Consider the following 15,770-nt stretch of genomic DNA (forward strand, 5'->3'; position numbering starts at 1 on the left):
GCCCAAAAGTAGTTTTGATTTTCCGATAATAGATATGCGCAAAATCGAAATTTACGTTTTCAGACCGATGCGGCAGGATGTTTCGAAATATCTCTCCGAAGAGTTTCGGAGAATCCGAACGGGGAGGACTTCATGAATCTGCGTCAGCTTAAATATTTCATCGCCACAGCCGAGCTCGGTCAGGTTAGCCGCGCGGCGAGTGAGCTTAGAATTTCGCAAAGCTCGATCACCTCGGCGGTACGCGAATTGGAGCAGGATCTCGATGCGATTCTGTTTGTGCGCACGGCCCATGGCATGGAACTGACGCCGCCGGGACGGGAGCTTTTGGGGGCAGCGCGCGAGATCATGGAAAAGGTCGAAATGGCGCGCAATGTGGTGCAGAGCCATTCCGAGATCGAAGGTACGATCAACATCGCCGCCACCTATACGGTGATCGGCTATTTCCTGCCCTACCATCTCGACCGGCTGAAGCACCGCTTTCCCAAGCTCGACATCCGGCTGAGCGAGCTCAATCGCGAGAGCATTGAGGAGGGGCTGATCACCAATCGTTTCGATATGGCCGTTTTGCTGACCTCCAACACCGCCAATCCCGAGCTCGAAACCCAGACGCTTTTGCGCTCGCAGCGCCGTCTCTGGGTGCCGCAGAACCATCCGCTTCAGCTCAAAGGCGTGGTGAGCTTTGAGGAAATCGCGGAAGAGGATTACATCATGCTGACGGTCGACGAAGCGGCGCATACTTCGATGAAATACTGGGGGCCGACGGGACTTTCGCCCAAGGTGAAGCTGCGGACCTCCTCGACCGAAGCCGTGCGCTCCATGGTCGCGAACGGGCAGGGGGTGACGATCCTGTCGGATATGGTCCACCGACCCTGGTCGCTTGAGGGGCGGCGGATCGGCACGGTAACCACCGATCTGGCGATTCCGTCGATGGATGTCGGCCTTGCCTGGCACAAGGGGCAGGACTGGAGCGAGGCGACGCGGGTGTTTTACGACTACTTCACCGAAGTGTTCCTTGAGCCGCAGATGGGCCATTAATCCCCGCAGCAGGGAATGCCTCAGAGGTAGGTTGTCGGGATCGCCGTGGTGAATTTCAGCTCTTCCATCGAGATCATCGAATTGACCTGACTGAATTCGAGCTTCTGGATCATCTGTTTGTACACCGCGTCATAGGAGGCCATATCCGGCACGACGACCTTGAGGATGTAATCCACCGTGCCGGTCAGGCGATAGGCCTCCATCACCTCGGGAATCTCGTCGATCAGTTCGCGAAACTTGTTGAGCCAGTCGATCTCATGGCGCGAGGTGCTCACGCCGATGAACACTGTGAGGGGCACATTTGCGCGGGTCTGATCCACGAGGACGACCCGCTTTTTGATCACCCCCGCCTCTTCCATCCGCTTGATCCGCCGCCAGCACGGGTTGGTCGACAGACCCACCGCTTCGGAAATCGCCTGAATGGGCGTGTCGCTGTCCTCTTGCAAAAGTGCCAGGATGCGTTGGTCGATCTCATCGAAGGTCATGCTCTCGATGGGTTTCGATCCGGTCTTGCGGGGGCGGGTCTCTGTCATGTGGAAACAAACTCCAAAATTACACCTGCTGAAAATTCGGGACCAACGGCGAGGCCGGAGGTGGTCTCACAAATGGTCACATTCGCATCCGTAAGGCAATGTTTTGTGGCGTCCATGTCGCGCACCTTCAGGCGCAGCGCCGTGAAGGCGCCTTTCGTGGTGCCGGTCAGGTCGAGGCCGGGATAGAGCGCGGCCATGCGCGCCGCCGTGGCGAGGATCAGGGGGGCAGAGTTCGGGCCGGTTTCAATCACCGTCAGCCCGTCGTCGGTCCGGACCCTGCCTTCGGCCCAAAGCCGGGCAAAGCGCGGGGCGTCTTCTTCGGGTGTCTCAGAAATCGCGAGGATCGCCTCAATGCCGCAAGCGGTGTTGGCATGATCCAGGAGCTCGGGAATCCAAACCGTCTCGCGGGTTTTGTGCTGGCACATGAAGACCATGCCAAACGGGGTCTCGTCGGGGGTAAAGCTGACGGTGGAAAAGGCGGCGATGCCTTCGGAGCCATCGGGCAGCGGCACCGGGCGAGAGAAGCTTCCGAGCCCCTGCGTGGTGATGCCCAGATCGCCAAGCGCCTTGGCGGCGGCTTCGGCATCGTCGATCCGGCAGGCGATGGCATGAAGCCCCTGTCCCATGGTGGCCAAAGTCTCCCGGTGCGCGGCGTTTAGCTCGGTCGGCGTCAGAATGCCCAAGAGTTCGAAGTAATCGTCCGGGAACATGATGGTGTAATTCGCCGTGCCTTTGGCCGCGGAATGGGTGCCGCGTGGCGAGAGGGTAAAGCCAAGCGCTTTATATTGCGCGGCGGCGGCGTCGAGATCGTCGACGAGGGCAAAGCAATGGTCGATGCCTTTGACGGGATGGGTCATGTGCGTTTCTCTTTGGTGTCTGGGGATGTCAGGTGCGAACGGGGGACAGGACGATTTCCGGCAGGCAGATGCCGGGCTGCATTTCGGCGACGAACAACGCGGTTTTCGCCATGTCCTCCGGCTGAATCATCGCCGCCATTTTCGCGGCGTCGAAGCCGGGGCGTTTGGCCAAAAGCGGTGTCGCCACCTCGGCGGGGCAAAGCGCTGTGGAGCGAATGCCGTTCTTGCCTTCCTCATCGTTGAGGCTGAGCGAGAGATCGGAGAGCGCATGTTTCGAGGCGCCATAAACCACGCCGCTCACCGGCGAGTGAAAGCGACCGGCCCAGCTCGACGTATGGATCATCACGCCGTCTTTCTGGGCGCGCATGATCGGCAGGCAGGCGGCAATCACGTTGAGCGCGCCGGTGATGTTGACATCGATCACCCGATCCCAGCTTTCCCAATCGAGATCGGCCCAACTGCGTTTCGGGATGTTCAGCCCGGCGTTGTTACAGAGCACATGTAACCCGCCCGACCAGTCCGCGATTTTTCGCGCAGCTTCGGTCATGCCCGCGCGATCGGTGACGTCGCCGGGGAGAATCAGAGCGGCGTCAGGATCGGGCAGGGTGGCGGCGACGGCCTCGAGGCTCTCACGGCCCCGCGCCGTCAGGGCAACGCGATATCCGGCCTTGGCAAAGCCCCGCGCCATGGCCGCACCAATGCCGGAGCCCGCGCCGGTGATCCATGCAGTTTTGGTCATATGTTCTGTCCCAGTGTTTTCAGATTGAGAGGAATGCTAACACCAATATTTAATCATTGTGTAGAATTTTTTTCCAATCTTACTTCAGAAGTTGGTTTTTGATGTTGACGGATGCAGAGAGCTTCCGTCAGGTGAGGGGGCAACACGACCGCAGAGGCCCGGAAACGGGCGATCAACCGACCGGGAGAACCAGAAAAGATGACTTTTAAGATGAAACAGGCAGGGCTGGCGCTCGCCATGACCGGGGCTCTGAGTTCCGTGGCCTTTGCGGCCTATGCGGAAGAAGAGGTCCAGAAGGGCGGCACCGCCGTCATTCACATGATTTCCGAACAGCGCATTCTCAATCCGGGTCTGCGCGCCTCCACCGGCGTGTACAACATCACCGGCAAGATCATGGAGCCGCTGATCGACAAGAGCTATGAGGGCTATGAGCCGGTTCTGGCGACCGAATGGTCCGGTTCCGACGATGGTCTGACGATCACGCTCAAGTTGCGCGAAGGGGTGAAATGGCACGATGGCGTGGACTTCACCTGCGATGACGTGGCCTTTTCCGCAATTGAGCTTTGGAAAAAACTCCTGAACTACTCCTCGGCACTTCAGGCCAATCTCGAAAGCGTCGATTGCCCGGACCCGCACACGGCGGTGTTTAATTATTCCAAGCCGATGCCGCTTGAGCTTTTCGTCGCCGCCATGCCCGATCTGGGCCATCCGGTGCCAAAACACCTGTTTGAAGGCACGGATATTCTCCAGAACGAATACAACACCGCCCCCGTCGGTACTGGCCCGTTCAAATTCGTCGAATATGAGCGTGGCCAGTATGTCCTGGCTGAGAAGAACAAAGATTATTGGCGTGAAGGCTATCCCTATCTCGACCGCATTGTCTGGCGTTTCATCACGGACAAATCTGCCGCAGCTGCCGCATTGGAAGCGGGCGAAGTGCAGGAATCGGGTTTCATCGGCGTGTCCATGGCCGATGTCGACCGGTTCAGCAAGGATGACCGTTTTACGGTCGGCACCATGGGCTATGAAAACAACGTCGCCCACTCCACCGTCGAGTTTAATCACCGCAACCCGATCCTTGCCGATCTGAAAGTGCGTCAGGCGATGTATCACGGGTTGGACATCGACTATGCGATCAAGACGATCATGCATGGGTTCGCCAAGCCCGGTCGCGGACCGATCCCGAGCGCCGATGAGGTCAACTATACGGACGACGTGCCGACTTACGATTACGATCCGGAACTCGCCAAGAAGATGCTCGACGAGGCCGGATATCCGGTCAAGGACGACGGCTACCGGTTCCATCTGCGCCATCGCCCGGCGCCTTGGGGGGAATACACCCAGCTTTGGGCCGAGTATTATGCGCAGGCGATGAAAGAGATCGGTATCGACGTCGAGATCCTCACGAACGATGCGCCTGGGTTCCTCAACGGTGTCTACCGTGATCACGACTTCGATACCGCGAACGGTTGGCACCAGTTCCGCTCCGACCCGGCCGTTTCCACCATGGTGTGGCTGCGCTCCGGTCAGCCGGAAGGCACGCCCTGGACCAACCAGTTCGGCTGGAAGGACGAGGAAATGGACGCGATGATCGACGCCGCCGCGTCCGAGCTCGATGTCGAAAAACGCGCCGCGATGTATCACGAAATCCAGAAGCGCGAGATGGAAGAATTGCCGGTGATCTTCGCGATCGAACACCCGTTCATCTCGGTCACCTCGAACAAGCTCCACAACCACCACAACACGCCGCGGTGGAATTCGTCGAGCTGGTACGACCTCTGGCTCGAACAGTGATCTGACATTCTGGCGGGTGCGCCTCTCCTTCGCGCCCGCCCTTTTCCCTTTTCGCCTATGATCCCGAAGGCTCCAAAGACAATGACTCTGCACATGCCCCCGATCCTGACCTATGCGCTGAGGCGTCTCGTTCAGGCGATTCCTGTGGTCATCCTGATCATGATCGGCACGTTTCTTTTGCTCAAACTTGCGCCTGGCGACACGGTCGATGCGCTTGTGGGCGACATGGGCGGGGCCGACGCCGCCTTTATCGCGCGGCTTCGGGCCGAATACGGTCTCGATCAGCCCGTATGGGTGCAGCTTTGGCGTTACATGGTCAAGCTGGCATCCTTCGATTTCGGCTGGTCCTTTGTCTATGAACAACCGGTGTCCACCGTTTTGATGGAGCGCCTCGGCACCACTTTGATGCTGATGGCAACATCCCTGAGCATTGCGTTTGTTGCGGGGATTGTGCTTGGCGCCATTGCTGCCCGCCGGGCCTATTCCGCGACCGACAACCTGATCTCCATCTTGGGCCTCGTGTTCTACGCGACACCGTCGTTCTTTCTCTCGCTCATGCTGATGCTGGTATTTTCGGTGAAACTCGGCTGGCTGCCGGTCGGGGGGATCAAAACCATCGCCGCCTTTTATACCGGCTGGGATCACGTCTGGGACGTGGTGCGCCACCTTGTGATGCCGACGACGGCGCTGTCGCTGATCTATCTCGCCTTCTACCTGCGCCTGATGCGCGCCTCCGTGATGGAAGTGGCCGATCTCGATTACGTCCGCACCGCCCGCGCCAAAGGCGCCCGCGAAGGCCGCCTGATGACCCACCACATCATGCGCAACGCGCTTTTGCCCGTGGTCACGCTTTTGGGGCTTCAGTTCTCCACCGTTCTGGGCGGCTCCATCGTGGTTGAAACCATCTTCACCCTGCCGGGGCTTGGGCAGCTTGCCTACCAGTCCGTCGTGCAGCGCGACATGAACACGCTGATGGGCATCATCTTCCTCTGCGCCATCATCGTTGTCGTCGTCAACTTTCTCACCGACCTGCTTTACGCACGTCTCGACAGCCGGATCGAACTCGCATGACCCTCGCCGATACTGAAATCGCCCCGCCCGAGCCGCCGCGCTATGTCATGTTCTGGCGCCGCTACAAACGCAACCGCGCCGCGCTGCTTGGCCTCTTTCTTTTTGCCCTTGTCGTGCTCATGGCTTTGACCGCTGGCATCGTTGATCCCGGCGATCCGCTCCGACGCGCGGGCGAGCCGCTGACCCCGCCCTTCATGAACTGGGACACGCCCTTGGGCACCGACCAGTTGGGCCGCGATGTGCTCTCCGGCGTCTTCTACGGGGCCCGCATCTCGCTTTTGATCGGCGTGGTCGCGACCCTTGTGGCCATCGTCATCGGCGTCGTGATCGGCGCGCTGGCGGGCTACTTCGGCGGCTGGGTCGATGACGTTCTGATGCGTATCACCGAAGCCTTTCAAACCATCCCGAACTTTGTCCTCTTGCTGACGCTCGTCGCCATCATGGGGTCGAAAATCGAATGGATCACGATCGCCATCGGTATCGTCAGCTGGACGGCCCCCGCCCGCATGGTCCGCGCCGAGTTCATGTCGCTGCGCCACCGCGAATTCGTCGATGCCGCCCGCAATTTGGGCGTGTCGAATACCTCGATCATCTTTCGTGAAATCCTCCCCAATGCCATGCCGCCGATCGTCGTTTACGCCTCCGTCATCATGGCGTTGTCGATCCTGATGGAAAGCGCGCTGGCCTTTCTCGCATTGGGCGACCCGAACTACGCAAGCTGGGGCAATATGATCGGTCAAGGCCGCGCCGTGCTGCGCTCTGCCCCCTATTGCGCCGTGATCCCCGGCATCGCGATCATCCTCACCGTGCTGTCTTTTTCGCTTCTGGGCGAGGGGCTGAACGATGCACTCAATCCGAGGCAGAAGAAATGACCAAGACACCTCCTCCCGTCCTCGAACTGTGCAACGTACAGATTTCCCTGCCAAAAGGTGCGGACCGTCCCTATGCGCTCGAAGGGCTTGATTTGACCATCGAAGCGGGCGAAATCGTCTGCCTCGTCGGCGAAAGCGGCTCTGGCAAATCGCTCTGCGCCGGGGCCATCATGGGCCTCTTGCCGGAACCGCATGTGCGCGTTACCGGCGGCGCGATCCGGTTCATGGGCGAAGAACTTCGCGGGAAAGCCGATGCCGAGATGCGCAAACTGCGCGGCGCCGATATTTCGATGATCTTCCAAGAGCCGATGACCGCGCTCAACCCGCAGAAAACCGTGGGCTGGCAGATCGACGAGGTGCTGCGCCTGCACACCAAGATGACCAAAGCCGAGCGCAAAGCGCGTGCCATCGAGATGTTGGAACGCGTGCATATCCCGGAGCCGGCCTCGGCCTATAACGCCTATCCGCACCAAATCTCCGGCGGTCAGCGCCAGCGCGTGATGATCGCCATGTCCTTGGTGCTCTCGCCGAAACTGATCATCGCGGATGAACCCACCACGGCGCTCGATGTGACGACCCAGCTTCAGATCCTGAAACTCATTCGCGAGCTCCAGGAAGAAGAGGGCGCGGGGGTTCTCTTCATCACCCATGACTTTGGCGTGGTGGCGGAGATTGCCGATAAGGTCGCCGTGCTCTGCCGCGGCGAGTTGGTCGAAAGCGGCCCGACCGATGCCGTTCTGAACCACCCGCAACATCCCTACACCCGCGCGCTGATCGGGGCCGTTCCCGCACTCACCCCGCCGCCGGTCAAAGCCGCCTCTGAGGCGCCCGTGGTGCTGAAAGGCACTGGCCTCAAAAAGACCTTCGCTGCGCGTGGCGGATTGCTTTCGGGCAAACGCAAAGCCGTGACGGCGGTCAAGGACCTCTCGTTTGAGCTGCGTCAGGGCGAAACCCTTGGGGTTGTGGGCGAAAGTGGCTCCGGCAAGACCACGGTCTCGCGCATCGTCACGCGTCTTCTGGAATGCGACCAAGGCTCCGTCGAGTTGGACGGCACCGATCTTTTGGCCGCCAAGCCCAAGGAATTGCGCGCGCTGCGGCAGCACATTCAGATGGTGTTCCAGGACCCGATGGCCTCGCTCAACCCGCGCAAGCGCGTGGTCGATCTCATCGCCCAAGGGCCTATCGTCCATGGGGCGGACCCGAAAAAAGCCCGGGAAGACGCCAAGAAACTCTTGGAATTGGTCGAGCTGTCCCCCGCCGCCGCCAACCGGTTCCCGCATGAGTTCTCCGGCGGTCAGCGTCAGCGTATCGGCATCGCCCGTGCTCTGGCTTTGGAACCCAAGGTGATCGTCGCCGACGAACCGGTTTCTGCGCTCGATGTGTCGGTGCAGGCGCAGGTGCTCAAACTCCTGGCCGATCTGCGCGACCGGCTCAATCTGTCCTTGCTGTTCGTGACCCACGATCTTCGTGTCGCCGCGCAGCTCTGTGACCGCATCATCGTCATGCAAAAGGGCGAGATTGTGGAAAGCGGCCTGACCGCCGAGGTCTTCGCCAATCCACAGCACCCCTACACGCAGAATTTGCTCTCTTCCATTCCGGGCCGCGACTGGACACCCCCGTCGCTGCACACGGACGCCGCCTGAGGTTTTATCATGTCACTGGAATTCAAAGATATCCGCAGCGCTTTGATCGGGGAGGGGGCGGCGATGTCCGGTCCCTTTGGTCCGCGGGCGTTGATCTATGCCGATTACGTCGCCTCCGGCCGCGCGCTTGGCTTTATCGAGGATGCGATCCGCACCCATGTGCTGCCGTACTATGGCAACACGCACACCGAGACCTCTTTCGTCGGGCGCCGCACCACGCAGCTCCGGGAAATGGCGCGCGAAGCGGTGCGCACGGCGGTCGATGCCGATGCCCGGCACGCGGTGATTTTCACCGGCTCCGGGGCCACCGGCGCAGTCGACAAGCTGGTGCGGGCCTTTGCCATGAAAGGGCTTTCCGCGGGTGTCGTTTTCGTCGGCCCCTATGAGCACCACTCCAACGATCTGCCTTGGCGCGAAAGCGGGGCAGAGGTTGTGCGCATTCCCCTGAACGCGGCGGGCACCATTTGCCTTGAGAGCCTAGAACGTGAGTTGAAGGCGCATGAGGGTAAATCCCTCAAAATCGGTGCTTTCTCGGCGGCCTCGAACGTCACCGGCGTGCGCACCGATCTGCGCGCCATTGCGCGTCTTCTGCACGACCACGATGCTTTCTGCGTCGCCGATTTCGCCGCCGCCGCGCCCTATATGCCGGTGGAACTCGCCGAAACATCGCAAGGCGCAGGCGACCGGATCGACGCGGCTGTGATCTCGCCGCATAAATTCCCCGGCGGTCCGGGCGCATCTGGCGTCCTGATCGCCGAACGGAGCCTCTTTGACACCACGCGCCCGACGCTGACGGGCGGCGGTACGGTGAGCTATGTCACGTCTGAGGGCCATAGCTATATCGCCGATCCCGAGCATCGCGAAGAAGGCGGCACACCCGCCATCGTGGACAACATCCGCGCGGGCATGGTGATGCAGCTCAAACGCGATATGGATGAAGCCCGCGTCGAGGCCCGCGAAACCGTTCTGACCCGCCGGATGGAAGACGCGCTGCGCGCCATTCCGGGGATGGAGCTTTTGGGGCCGTCCAACGTACCGCGTCTGGGGATTTTTTCCTTCAACCTGCGGGTTCAGGGCAAACTCTTGCATCACAATTACGTCGTGGCGCTGCTCAATGATCTCTTCGGGATTCAGGCCCGGGGTGGCTGTTCCTGCGCCGGGCCTTACGGACACGCGCTTTTGGACATCGACCCACAGAAAAGCGCGCGCCACGAGGCCGCTGTAAAGCACGGTCATTCGATCTTCCGTCCCGGCTGGGCAAGGTTCGGCGTGAACTGGTTCTTCGACGACGAAGACGTGGATAAGATCGCCGCTGCGATCCGGTTTGTGGCCGATCATGGCCTCGACATGCTGGCCTATTACCGTTTGGATGCGGTCGAGGGCATCTGGCGCGCCACGCCCAAGTTCGAGGACACCTGTCCCCCCGCGCTCTCCGCACTTTGGCAAGCCCACGGGGCGGTGGATGAGACGGTGCCCGATTTTCCAACCTGCCTCGCGCAGGCCGAAGATCTCGCGGCTGGCGCGAAAGGTTTGATCTGCGAAAATGGCCCGGACCTTTCGGACGAAGAAGAAGCCCTGCGCTGGTTCTGGTTGCCGCAGGAAGTGATTGGATTGACCACGGAAGGAGCGGCCTGATGTCTGTCGAATTTCCAAAATCCCTCTGGGCTGTCACAGCCCCCGAACGCCCCCTGTCCGCGCCCCTCTCGGGCGTGGAAGAAACGGATGTCGCCATCATTGGCGCAGGCTTCACCGGACTGTCCGCCGCCATCGAGGCCCGCAAACGCGGCCATGCGGTGACGGTTCTTGAAGGCAAAGCCGCTGGATGGGGCGCGTCAGGGCGCAACAACGGTCAGGTCATTCCGATCCTCACCTCCGCCGAGCCGGACGTTTGGGTGTCGCGCTATGGCGAGGCGGGCAAGCGCATGGTGCGGCTCATCGGCAACTCGGGCGATGTGCTCTTCGATCTCGTGCGCGAATTCGACATGCAGGCGGAGGCCGAACAAAACGGCTGGTTCCAACCCGCGCACAGCCCCGGTCGTGTAAAGCTGTCGGCAAAACGTGTGGAGGCATGGTCGCGCTATGGCTTTCCGGCGGAGTTGAAGGACGCCAAGCAATGTGCCGATCTGCTCGGCACCGATTTCTGGTATGGCGGGATGTACAACCCGACGGGCGGACACATCAATCCGCTGGCGCTCGCACGCGAAATGGCGCGGGTGGCCGAACATCTGGGCGCGGTGATCCATGAGGACAGCCCCGTGACCTCGTTTGAGCACGTGGGCAATGAATGGGTGATCAAGACCGGGCAGGGCACGCTCAAGGCACGGGCACTGATCCTTGCTACCAACGCTTACACGGGCGAGTTGGCGCAGCGTCTGGCCCCTCGCATCGCGCATTCCGTGGTGCCGGTGCTAAGTTGGCAAATGGCGACAGCCCCCGTTGGCGACAACCTGCGTCAGAAAATCCTGCCGGGCCGTCAGGCGGTGTCCGATACGCGCGGCGATTTGCGGTTTTTCCGCTATGACGCGCGCAATCGTCTGATCACCGGGGGCGCTGTGATGGGGTCCTTCGATGTCGCCAACCGCGTGCGCAAGAAAGCCGCGAAGAACCTTGCGGAGGCCTTTCCCGAGCTTGGCGTGCCGGAAATGACCCACGTCTGGTCGGGCTATATCGGCATGAACTGGGACCGTTTCCCGCGCATTCACAAACTCGGCCCCGATGGCTGGGCCTGGATCGGTTGTAACGGACGCGGTGTGGCGCTTGGCACCTCTTTGGGCCGCGAACTGGCCCGCGCCGCCACCGGCCAGCCCGAAGACGAGCTTGCCCTGCCGGTGACCGAACCGCATCCCTTCCCGGTGCACGGCTTTGTGCGCCGCTTTGCCCCCACCTATCTGGCCTGGCTCAAACGTCAGGACCACAAGGAAGTGAACCTATGACCGAAGAAAAAAAGATGGATCTGAACGACATTCCGATCCTCCTACGCCGAAAAATTGAGGCGATGATCCTCAAACATGTGCTCGATGTGATCACCGAGCGCTCGGGTCGCGAAGAGGCCGAGGCCGTGATCGGCGCCGCCTGTTCAAAATCCGCCATCGAACAGGGTGCAATGCTGGCCGAAGAGCTGGGCCACGCCCCGGACCTGACCGATTTCGCCGCGATCCAGCCGAACTGGACCCGCGAAGATGCGCTGCGGATCGAGACCATCGAGATGTCCGAGGAAAAGATGGATTTCAACGTGGTGAAATGCCGATACGCGGAGATGTATCAGGAGATGGGGTTGGGCGATATCGGCCACCTTTTGTCGTGCAACCGCGATGGTGATTTCTGCATCGGCTACAATCCGGAGATCGAAATGACCCGGACCCAGACGATCATGAAAGGCGCGAGCCACTGCGATTTCCGTTACAGAATGAAAAAGGAGGCCTGAGATGGCTGTCGAGAATTGGATCGCCAAACAGGTTGCCGATCTGACGGAGTTTCGCCGCGATCTGCATATGAACCCCGAGCTGTTGTATGACGTGGAGCGGACGGCCCAGAAGGTGGCCGAGGCGCTCCGTGCAGCTGGGGTCGACGAGGTCTATGAGGGCATCGGACGCACGGGCGTCGTTGGTGTGATCAAAGGCCAGAGCAATGTTTCCGGGCGCACCATCGGGCTGCGGTCCGACATGGATGCGCTGCCGATTGTGGAAGAAACCGGCAAGCCCTATGCCTCTAAAATCCCTGGGAAAATGCACGCCTGCGGACACGACGGTCACACGACCATGCTTCTGGGCGCCGCGCGGCATCTCGCGGAAAGTCGGGCGTTTGACGGCACTGTGGTGGTGATCTTCCAACCCGCCGAAGAGGGCGGCGCAGGTGCGCGGGCGATGATCGAAGACGGGTTGTTCACCCGCTGGCCTTGCGATGAGGTCTACGGCATGCACAACCGTCCGAACCTTCCGGTCGGACAATTCACCATCAATTCGGGGCCGATCATGGGCTCGGTCGATGAGGTGAAAATTACCATCACAGGGCGGGGAGGCCATGCGGCACGCCCAGATCAGACCATCGACCCTCTGCCAATCGCGGGGGCGCTGTTGCAGGCGGTTCAGACGCTGACCTCGCGCAATATGGACCCGATCGACAGCGCGGTGATCTCGCTCTGCACCATTCAGGCCGGCAATGCGTTCAACGTCATTCCTCAGGACGTCACCATGACGGGCACGGTGCGGACGCTTCGCGAAGAGGTCCGCGATATGATCGAGGAGCGCATCACCTCGATGGTCGCGAATATCGCTGCGGCTTTCGGCGCTGTCGGTAAAACGGAGTACATTCGCCACTATCCTGTGACGGTCAACCATGAGCGTGAAACCGAATTGGCCGCCAAGGCCGCACAAGAGGTGGCGGGCGTTGAGAACGTGTTCCTCGATATGCCGCAAACGCTGGGCGGAGAAGATTTCTCCTTTATGCTCAACGAGGTGCCCGGCGCGATGATCAATGTCGGCAACGGCCCGTCGGCGGCACTGCATCACCCGCAATACGATTTCAATGACGATGTAATTGCCTGGGGCGGTTCTTATTGGACCACGCTTGTGCGCCAGCGTTTGCCGTTGGGCTGATCGTCGCCGTACAGAGGTCAAGACGCGCCGGGTCAGACAGGTTCGGCGCGGTTTCATACGATCATGCTACGCGACAAGGTCTTGTCAGTCAGGCGTTTAAGTCCGGTGGACCATTAGGGGTGGCGGAGGTCCGCCTCATAAATGGCGGCGGTTCTTTAGGGGAAACGAGACGGCTCTGCCGTTGAGCTGTGGAAGGTGAGCATTCTGTCGCCCCGGAAGGTGCTCATCTGTGGGGCATCGGGAAAGCCGATCCGTTAGAGGGCAGGGTCCGTCTGGAGCTTTGGCTCCTAAGGCGCTACGGTGAAAAAAGTTTTGAGCGATCAGCAAGACAATTTGGATCAGATGTCGATGACAAACACGATAGGGCAGCCCCTTTTGAAAACCGAGGATGACAAGCCGAACTATGTGCTGGATGAGCAAATTGGCTTTGTGCTGCGCCGGGCGCATCAGCGTCACATGACGATTTTCGCAGAGCGGATGGACAGTTTGACGCCACAACAATTCTCGACCCTCTATCGTCTCGCCATGGCCAGAGGGCCGCAGTCGCAGAATGCGCTGGGTCGTTCCGTCGCGATGGATGCGGCGACCACGAAAGGCGTGGTGAACCGGCTTGAGGCGCGTGGTCTGATTGTGACGGAAAAGGATGAAGAGGACCGTCGACGGTATCTTCTGAGTGCGACCGACGCGGGCAGGGCGCTGATTGCGGATTGCGTACCTGTGATGCAGGCGATCACCGAAGAGACGCTTGGGCCGCTGAATGCGTCGGAGCGGCGCACCCTGCTTGCGCTTCTCGAGAAGATCAGCTGAGATTGGGCGTGGAGCGTCGAAAGGGTGGATGCGATGGCTGAGAATGAGGCGCGACCGGTCGAGGTGAGTGCGGAGCAGATCGAGGCCTATGATCCCCGCAACCACCCGGCGCAACTCGTTCGGCGTGTGCATCAGCGCGGCGCGCAGCTTTTCACTCAGGCGGTGTCGACGCCGAACCTGTCGGTGACGCAATTCGTTGCCCTTGTGACCTTGCTCAAGATGGGGCCGGTGGCGCAAAGCCATCTCGGGCGGCTGACTTCGATGGACCCGTCGACGACGACGGTCGTGGTGCGCAAGCTCGAAAAAGACGGGCTGATCAAGAAGAGCCGCAGCAAGGATGATCAGCGTGCCTCTGTGATTGAACTGACCGAGGCGGGGCGAGCCTGTGCGACCGATCATGTGCCTGTCAGTCTGCGCGCAGGTGAAGAATTGCTGGCGCCGCTCACGCCGATTGAGCAGACGCTGTTCATGGAGTTGCTGCGCAAGGTGCTGACAGGCACGGATGAGTCGCAATAATGGCTCGAAATAACTACGTACTAAAATAAAAATATGACCGCACGGAGCTCAGTCCGCACGGTTTTTGCGCCTTTTGTGTCAATTTTTGCGTAAAATTTATACGATCATATCGTTTGTATGCAAATAAATGACAGTATTTTTTATTTTGATCTGGATCAAATACTTTTAGTACGCACTAATTGACCCAACGCACACGCCAGCTAAAAGGGAATTTGATATGACGACTTTGGTCCGCAATGCGTGGTATGTCGCCGCGTGGTCCTCTGAGATTGACGACGAGCTGCGCCGCTTCACGATCCTCGGAGATCCGGTGCTTTTGTTCCGCCGTACCGATGGCCAGGTGGCGGCCCTCGAAGATCGCTGTCCGCACCGCCTTCTGCCGCTTTCCAAGGGCAAGCGCATCGGAGATACGGTGCAATGTGGGTATCATGGTCTGACCTTCGGTGCGGATGGCAAATGCACCCGCGTGCCGGGGCAGGACAAAATCCCGACCTCGGCCTATGTCGATGCTTATCCGACGTTCGAGCGTCACGGCATTGTCTGGATCTGGATGGGCGATGCACATCGCGCCAACCCCGACGACATTTTCGACATGCCGCAGTTTACCGATCCGAAATGGCACGCCCATCATGGCGATGCGCTGCACATCGAGTCGAACTACCTGAACGTCGCAGAAAACCTTGTCGATCCGGCGCATGTCAGCTTTGTCCATCCGACCACTCTGGGCAACTCCGCCTCGGAAAACATTCCGGTGCATGTCTCTACCGAAGGCGAGGCGATCACCGCATGGCGCTGGATTCGTGATGCCGAGCCCATCGGCTTCTTCAAGAAATTCGGCGGGTTCGAGGGCAATGTGGATCGCTGGCACTATTACCACCTGTATCAGCCGTCGATTGCTGTGATCGATTTCGGCTCTGCCAATGTGGCCGATGGCATCACCGAAGACAATCTCGACGACGGCAACCGCATCTTTGCGCTGCATTTCATGACGCCGGTCACGGAGGGCTACACGATCGACCGCTGGATGCACCTGCGCAACACGGCTGTTGAGACCGAGGAAGCGTCGCAACAGATCGACGCCATGTTCCGTATCGCCTTTGACGAAGACAAAGACATTCTCGAAGCCGTGCATGCCGAAGAACAGGCGCCGCAGAAACGTCGCCCGATCCGCATCGCCATCGACCGCGGGCCTATGGTCTATCGCAAACGTATCTCTGAGATGCTGGAGCGTGAGCGTACGGTGGATGCTTCCTCTGAGCCGAACCCGTCCTTCGTCTATCACGACTGACCGATCTGCCGGGGCTTTGG

At 60.1% G+C, this 15,770-nt stretch carries 15 protein-coding genes; 12 read left to right on the plus strand and 3 right to left on the minus strand.

What is annotated here, in order from left to right:
* Nucleotides 1-132 precede the first annotated feature (132 nt).
* Nucleotides 133-1,035: a LysR family transcriptional regulator gene (locus tag V1471_RS17115; RefSeq protein WP_434290353.1), complete on the plus strand. Its 903-nt coding sequence runs from the start codon at nt 133-135 to the stop codon at nt 1,033-1,035.
* Nucleotides 1,036-1,055: 20 nt separating this feature from the next.
* Here the strand turns inward: V1471_RS17115 and V1471_RS17120 are convergent, their stop codons facing one another.
* The 3 genes from V1471_RS17120 to V1471_RS17130 are packed head-to-tail and all read right to left on the minus strand — an operon-like array spanning nt 1,056 to nt 3,164.
* On the minus strand, nt 1,056-1,568 hold the full coding sequence (locus tag V1471_RS17120; protein ID WP_434290355.1) for an Lrp/AsnC family transcriptional regulator: 513 nt from the start codon (nt 1,566-1,568) through the stop codon (nt 1,056-1,058).
* Entirely contained in the window at nt 1,565-2,425 is an 861-nt protein-coding gene (locus V1471_RS17125) for a VOC family protein (RefSeq protein WP_434290356.1), read from the minus strand. Before V1471_RS17125 ends, V1471_RS17120 begins: the two co-directional genes overlap by 4 nt.
* 28 nt (nt 2,426-2,453) lie before the next feature.
* Nucleotides 2,454-3,164, minus strand: coding sequence for an SDR family oxidoreductase (locus V1471_RS17130; RefSeq protein WP_434290358.1), 711 nt, complete (start codon nt 3,162-3,164; stop codon nt 2,454-2,456).
* A 210-nt stretch (nt 3,165-3,374) separates the two neighbouring features.
* Between V1471_RS17130 and V1471_RS17135 the strand changes: the two genes are divergently transcribed.
* The 11 genes from V1471_RS17135 to V1471_RS17185 all read left to right on the plus strand — a co-directional run bounded on the left by V1471_RS17135 (nt 3,375) and on the right by V1471_RS17185 (nt 15,750).
* The gene (locus V1471_RS17135; RefSeq protein WP_434290359.1) at nt 3,375-4,958 is read left to right on the plus strand and encodes an ABC transporter substrate-binding protein; all 1,584 of its coding nucleotides are present in this window, start codon (nt 3,375-3,377) and stop codon (nt 4,956-4,958) included.
* Nucleotides 4,959-5,051: 93 nt separating this feature from the next.
* The gene (locus V1471_RS17140) at nt 5,052-6,029 is read left to right on the plus strand and encodes an ABC transporter permease (RefSeq protein ID WP_434290360.1); all 978 of its coding nucleotides are present in this window, start codon (nt 5,052-5,054) and stop codon (nt 6,027-6,029) included.
* Nucleotides 6,026-6,901, plus strand: a complete 876-nt coding sequence (locus V1471_RS17145) for an ABC transporter permease (RefSeq protein WP_434290362.1) — start codon at nt 6,026-6,028, stop codon at nt 6,899-6,901. Before V1471_RS17140 ends, V1471_RS17145 begins: the two co-directional genes overlap by 4 nt.
* Nucleotides 6,898-8,544: an ABC transporter ATP-binding protein gene (locus V1471_RS17150; RefSeq protein WP_434290363.1), complete on the plus strand. Its 1,647-nt coding sequence runs from the start codon at nt 6,898-6,900 to the stop codon at nt 8,542-8,544. The genes V1471_RS17145 and V1471_RS17150 overlap by 4 nt, the downstream gene beginning before the upstream one ends.
* A 9-nt stretch (nt 8,545-8,553) precedes the next feature.
* The gene (locus tag V1471_RS17155) at nt 8,554-10,179 is read left to right on the plus strand and encodes an aminotransferase class V-fold PLP-dependent enzyme (protein ID WP_434290365.1); all 1,626 of its coding nucleotides are present in this window, start codon (nt 8,554-8,556) and stop codon (nt 10,177-10,179) included.
* Nucleotides 10,179-11,477: an NAD(P)/FAD-dependent oxidoreductase gene (locus V1471_RS17160; protein WP_434290366.1), complete on the plus strand. Its 1,299-nt coding sequence runs from the start codon at nt 10,179-10,181 to the stop codon at nt 11,475-11,477. The genes V1471_RS17155 and V1471_RS17160 overlap by 1 nt, the downstream gene beginning before the upstream one ends.
* Nucleotides 11,474-11,968, plus strand: coding sequence for an L-2-amino-thiazoline-4-carboxylic acid hydrolase (locus tag V1471_RS17165; protein WP_434290368.1), 495 nt, complete (start codon nt 11,474-11,476; stop codon nt 11,966-11,968). The genes V1471_RS17160 and V1471_RS17165 overlap by 4 nt, the downstream gene beginning before the upstream one ends.
* Before the next feature lies 1 nt (nt 11,969).
* On the plus strand, nt 11,970-13,139 hold the full coding sequence (locus V1471_RS17170; protein ID WP_434290370.1) for a M20 aminoacylase family protein: 1,170 nt from the start codon (nt 11,970-11,972) through the stop codon (nt 13,137-13,139).
* A 348-nt stretch (nt 13,140-13,487) separates the two neighbouring features.
* Complete coding sequence (locus V1471_RS17175; protein WP_434290371.1) at nt 13,488-13,946, plus strand: MarR family winged helix-turn-helix transcriptional regulator; 459 nt, start codon at nt 13,488-13,490, stop codon at nt 13,944-13,946.
* A 33-nt stretch (nt 13,947-13,979) separates the two neighbouring features.
* Nucleotides 13,980-14,462, plus strand: coding sequence for a MarR family winged helix-turn-helix transcriptional regulator (locus tag V1471_RS17180; protein ID WP_434290372.1), 483 nt, complete (start codon nt 13,980-13,982; stop codon nt 14,460-14,462).
* Between the two features lie 217 nt (nt 14,463-14,679).
* Nucleotides 14,680-15,750 (plus strand): Rieske 2Fe-2S domain-containing protein, encoded by a 1,071-nt coding sequence (locus tag V1471_RS17185; protein WP_434290374.1) that lies wholly within the window; start codon nt 14,680-14,682, stop codon nt 15,748-15,750.
* The last annotated feature ends 20 nt before the right edge of the window (nt 15,751-15,770 follow it).

Source organism: Celeribacter sp. SCSIO 80788 (assembly GCF_051054295.1).
Taxonomy (GTDB): Bacteria; Pseudomonadota; Alphaproteobacteria; order Rhodobacterales; family Rhodobacteraceae; genus Celeribacter.

Excerpts from the sequence above, each read along its gene's own strand:
- V1471_RS17155 (WP_434290365.1), top strand. The coding sequence starts at position 8,554 with ATGTCACTGGAATTCAAAGATATCCGCAGCGCTTTGATCGGGGAGGGG.
- V1471_RS17145 (WP_434290362.1), top strand. The coding sequence starts at position 6,026 with ATGACCCTCGCCGATACTGAAATCGCCCCGCCCGAGCCGCCGCGCTAT.
- V1471_RS17120 (WP_434290355.1), bottom strand. The coding sequence starts at position 1,568 with ATGACAGAGACCCGCCCCCGCAAGACCGGATCGAAACCCATCGAGAGC.
- V1471_RS17165 (WP_434290368.1), top strand. The coding sequence starts at position 11,474 with ATGACCGAAGAAAAAAAGATGGATCTGAACGACATTCCGATCCTCCTA.
- V1471_RS17150 (WP_434290363.1), top strand. The coding sequence starts at position 6,898 with ATGACCAAGACACCTCCTCCCGTCCTCGAACTGTGCAACGTACAGATT.
- V1471_RS17160 (WP_434290366.1), top strand. The coding sequence starts at position 10,179 with ATGTCTGTCGAATTTCCAAAATCCCTCTGGGCTGTCACAGCCCCCGAA.
- V1471_RS17175 (WP_434290371.1), top strand. The coding sequence starts at position 13,488 with ATGACAAACACGATAGGGCAGCCCCTTTTGAAAACCGAGGATGACAAG.
- V1471_RS17130 (WP_434290358.1), bottom strand. The coding sequence starts at position 3,164 with ATGACCAAAACTGCATGGATCACCGGCGCGGGCTCCGGCATTGGTGCG.
- V1471_RS17140 (WP_434290360.1), top strand. The coding sequence starts at position 5,052 with ATGCCCCCGATCCTGACCTATGCGCTGAGGCGTCTCGTTCAGGCGATT.
- V1471_RS17115 (WP_434290353.1), top strand. The coding sequence starts at position 133 with ATGAATCTGCGTCAGCTTAAATATTTCATCGCCACAGCCGAGCTCGGT.
- V1471_RS17135 (WP_434290359.1), top strand. The coding sequence starts at position 3,375 with ATGAAACAGGCAGGGCTGGCGCTCGCCATGACCGGGGCTCTGAGTTCC.
- V1471_RS17185 (WP_434290374.1), top strand. The coding sequence starts at position 14,680 with ATGACGACTTTGGTCCGCAATGCGTGGTATGTCGCCGCGTGGTCCTCT.
- V1471_RS17170 (WP_434290370.1), top strand. The coding sequence starts at position 11,970 with ATGGCTGTCGAGAATTGGATCGCCAAACAGGTTGCCGATCTGACGGAG.
- V1471_RS17125 (WP_434290356.1), bottom strand. The coding sequence starts at position 2,425 with ATGACCCATCCCGTCAAAGGCATCGACCATTGCTTTGCCCTCGTCGAC.
- V1471_RS17180 (WP_434290372.1), top strand. The coding sequence starts at position 13,980 with ATGGCTGAGAATGAGGCGCGACCGGTCGAGGTGAGTGCGGAGCAGATC.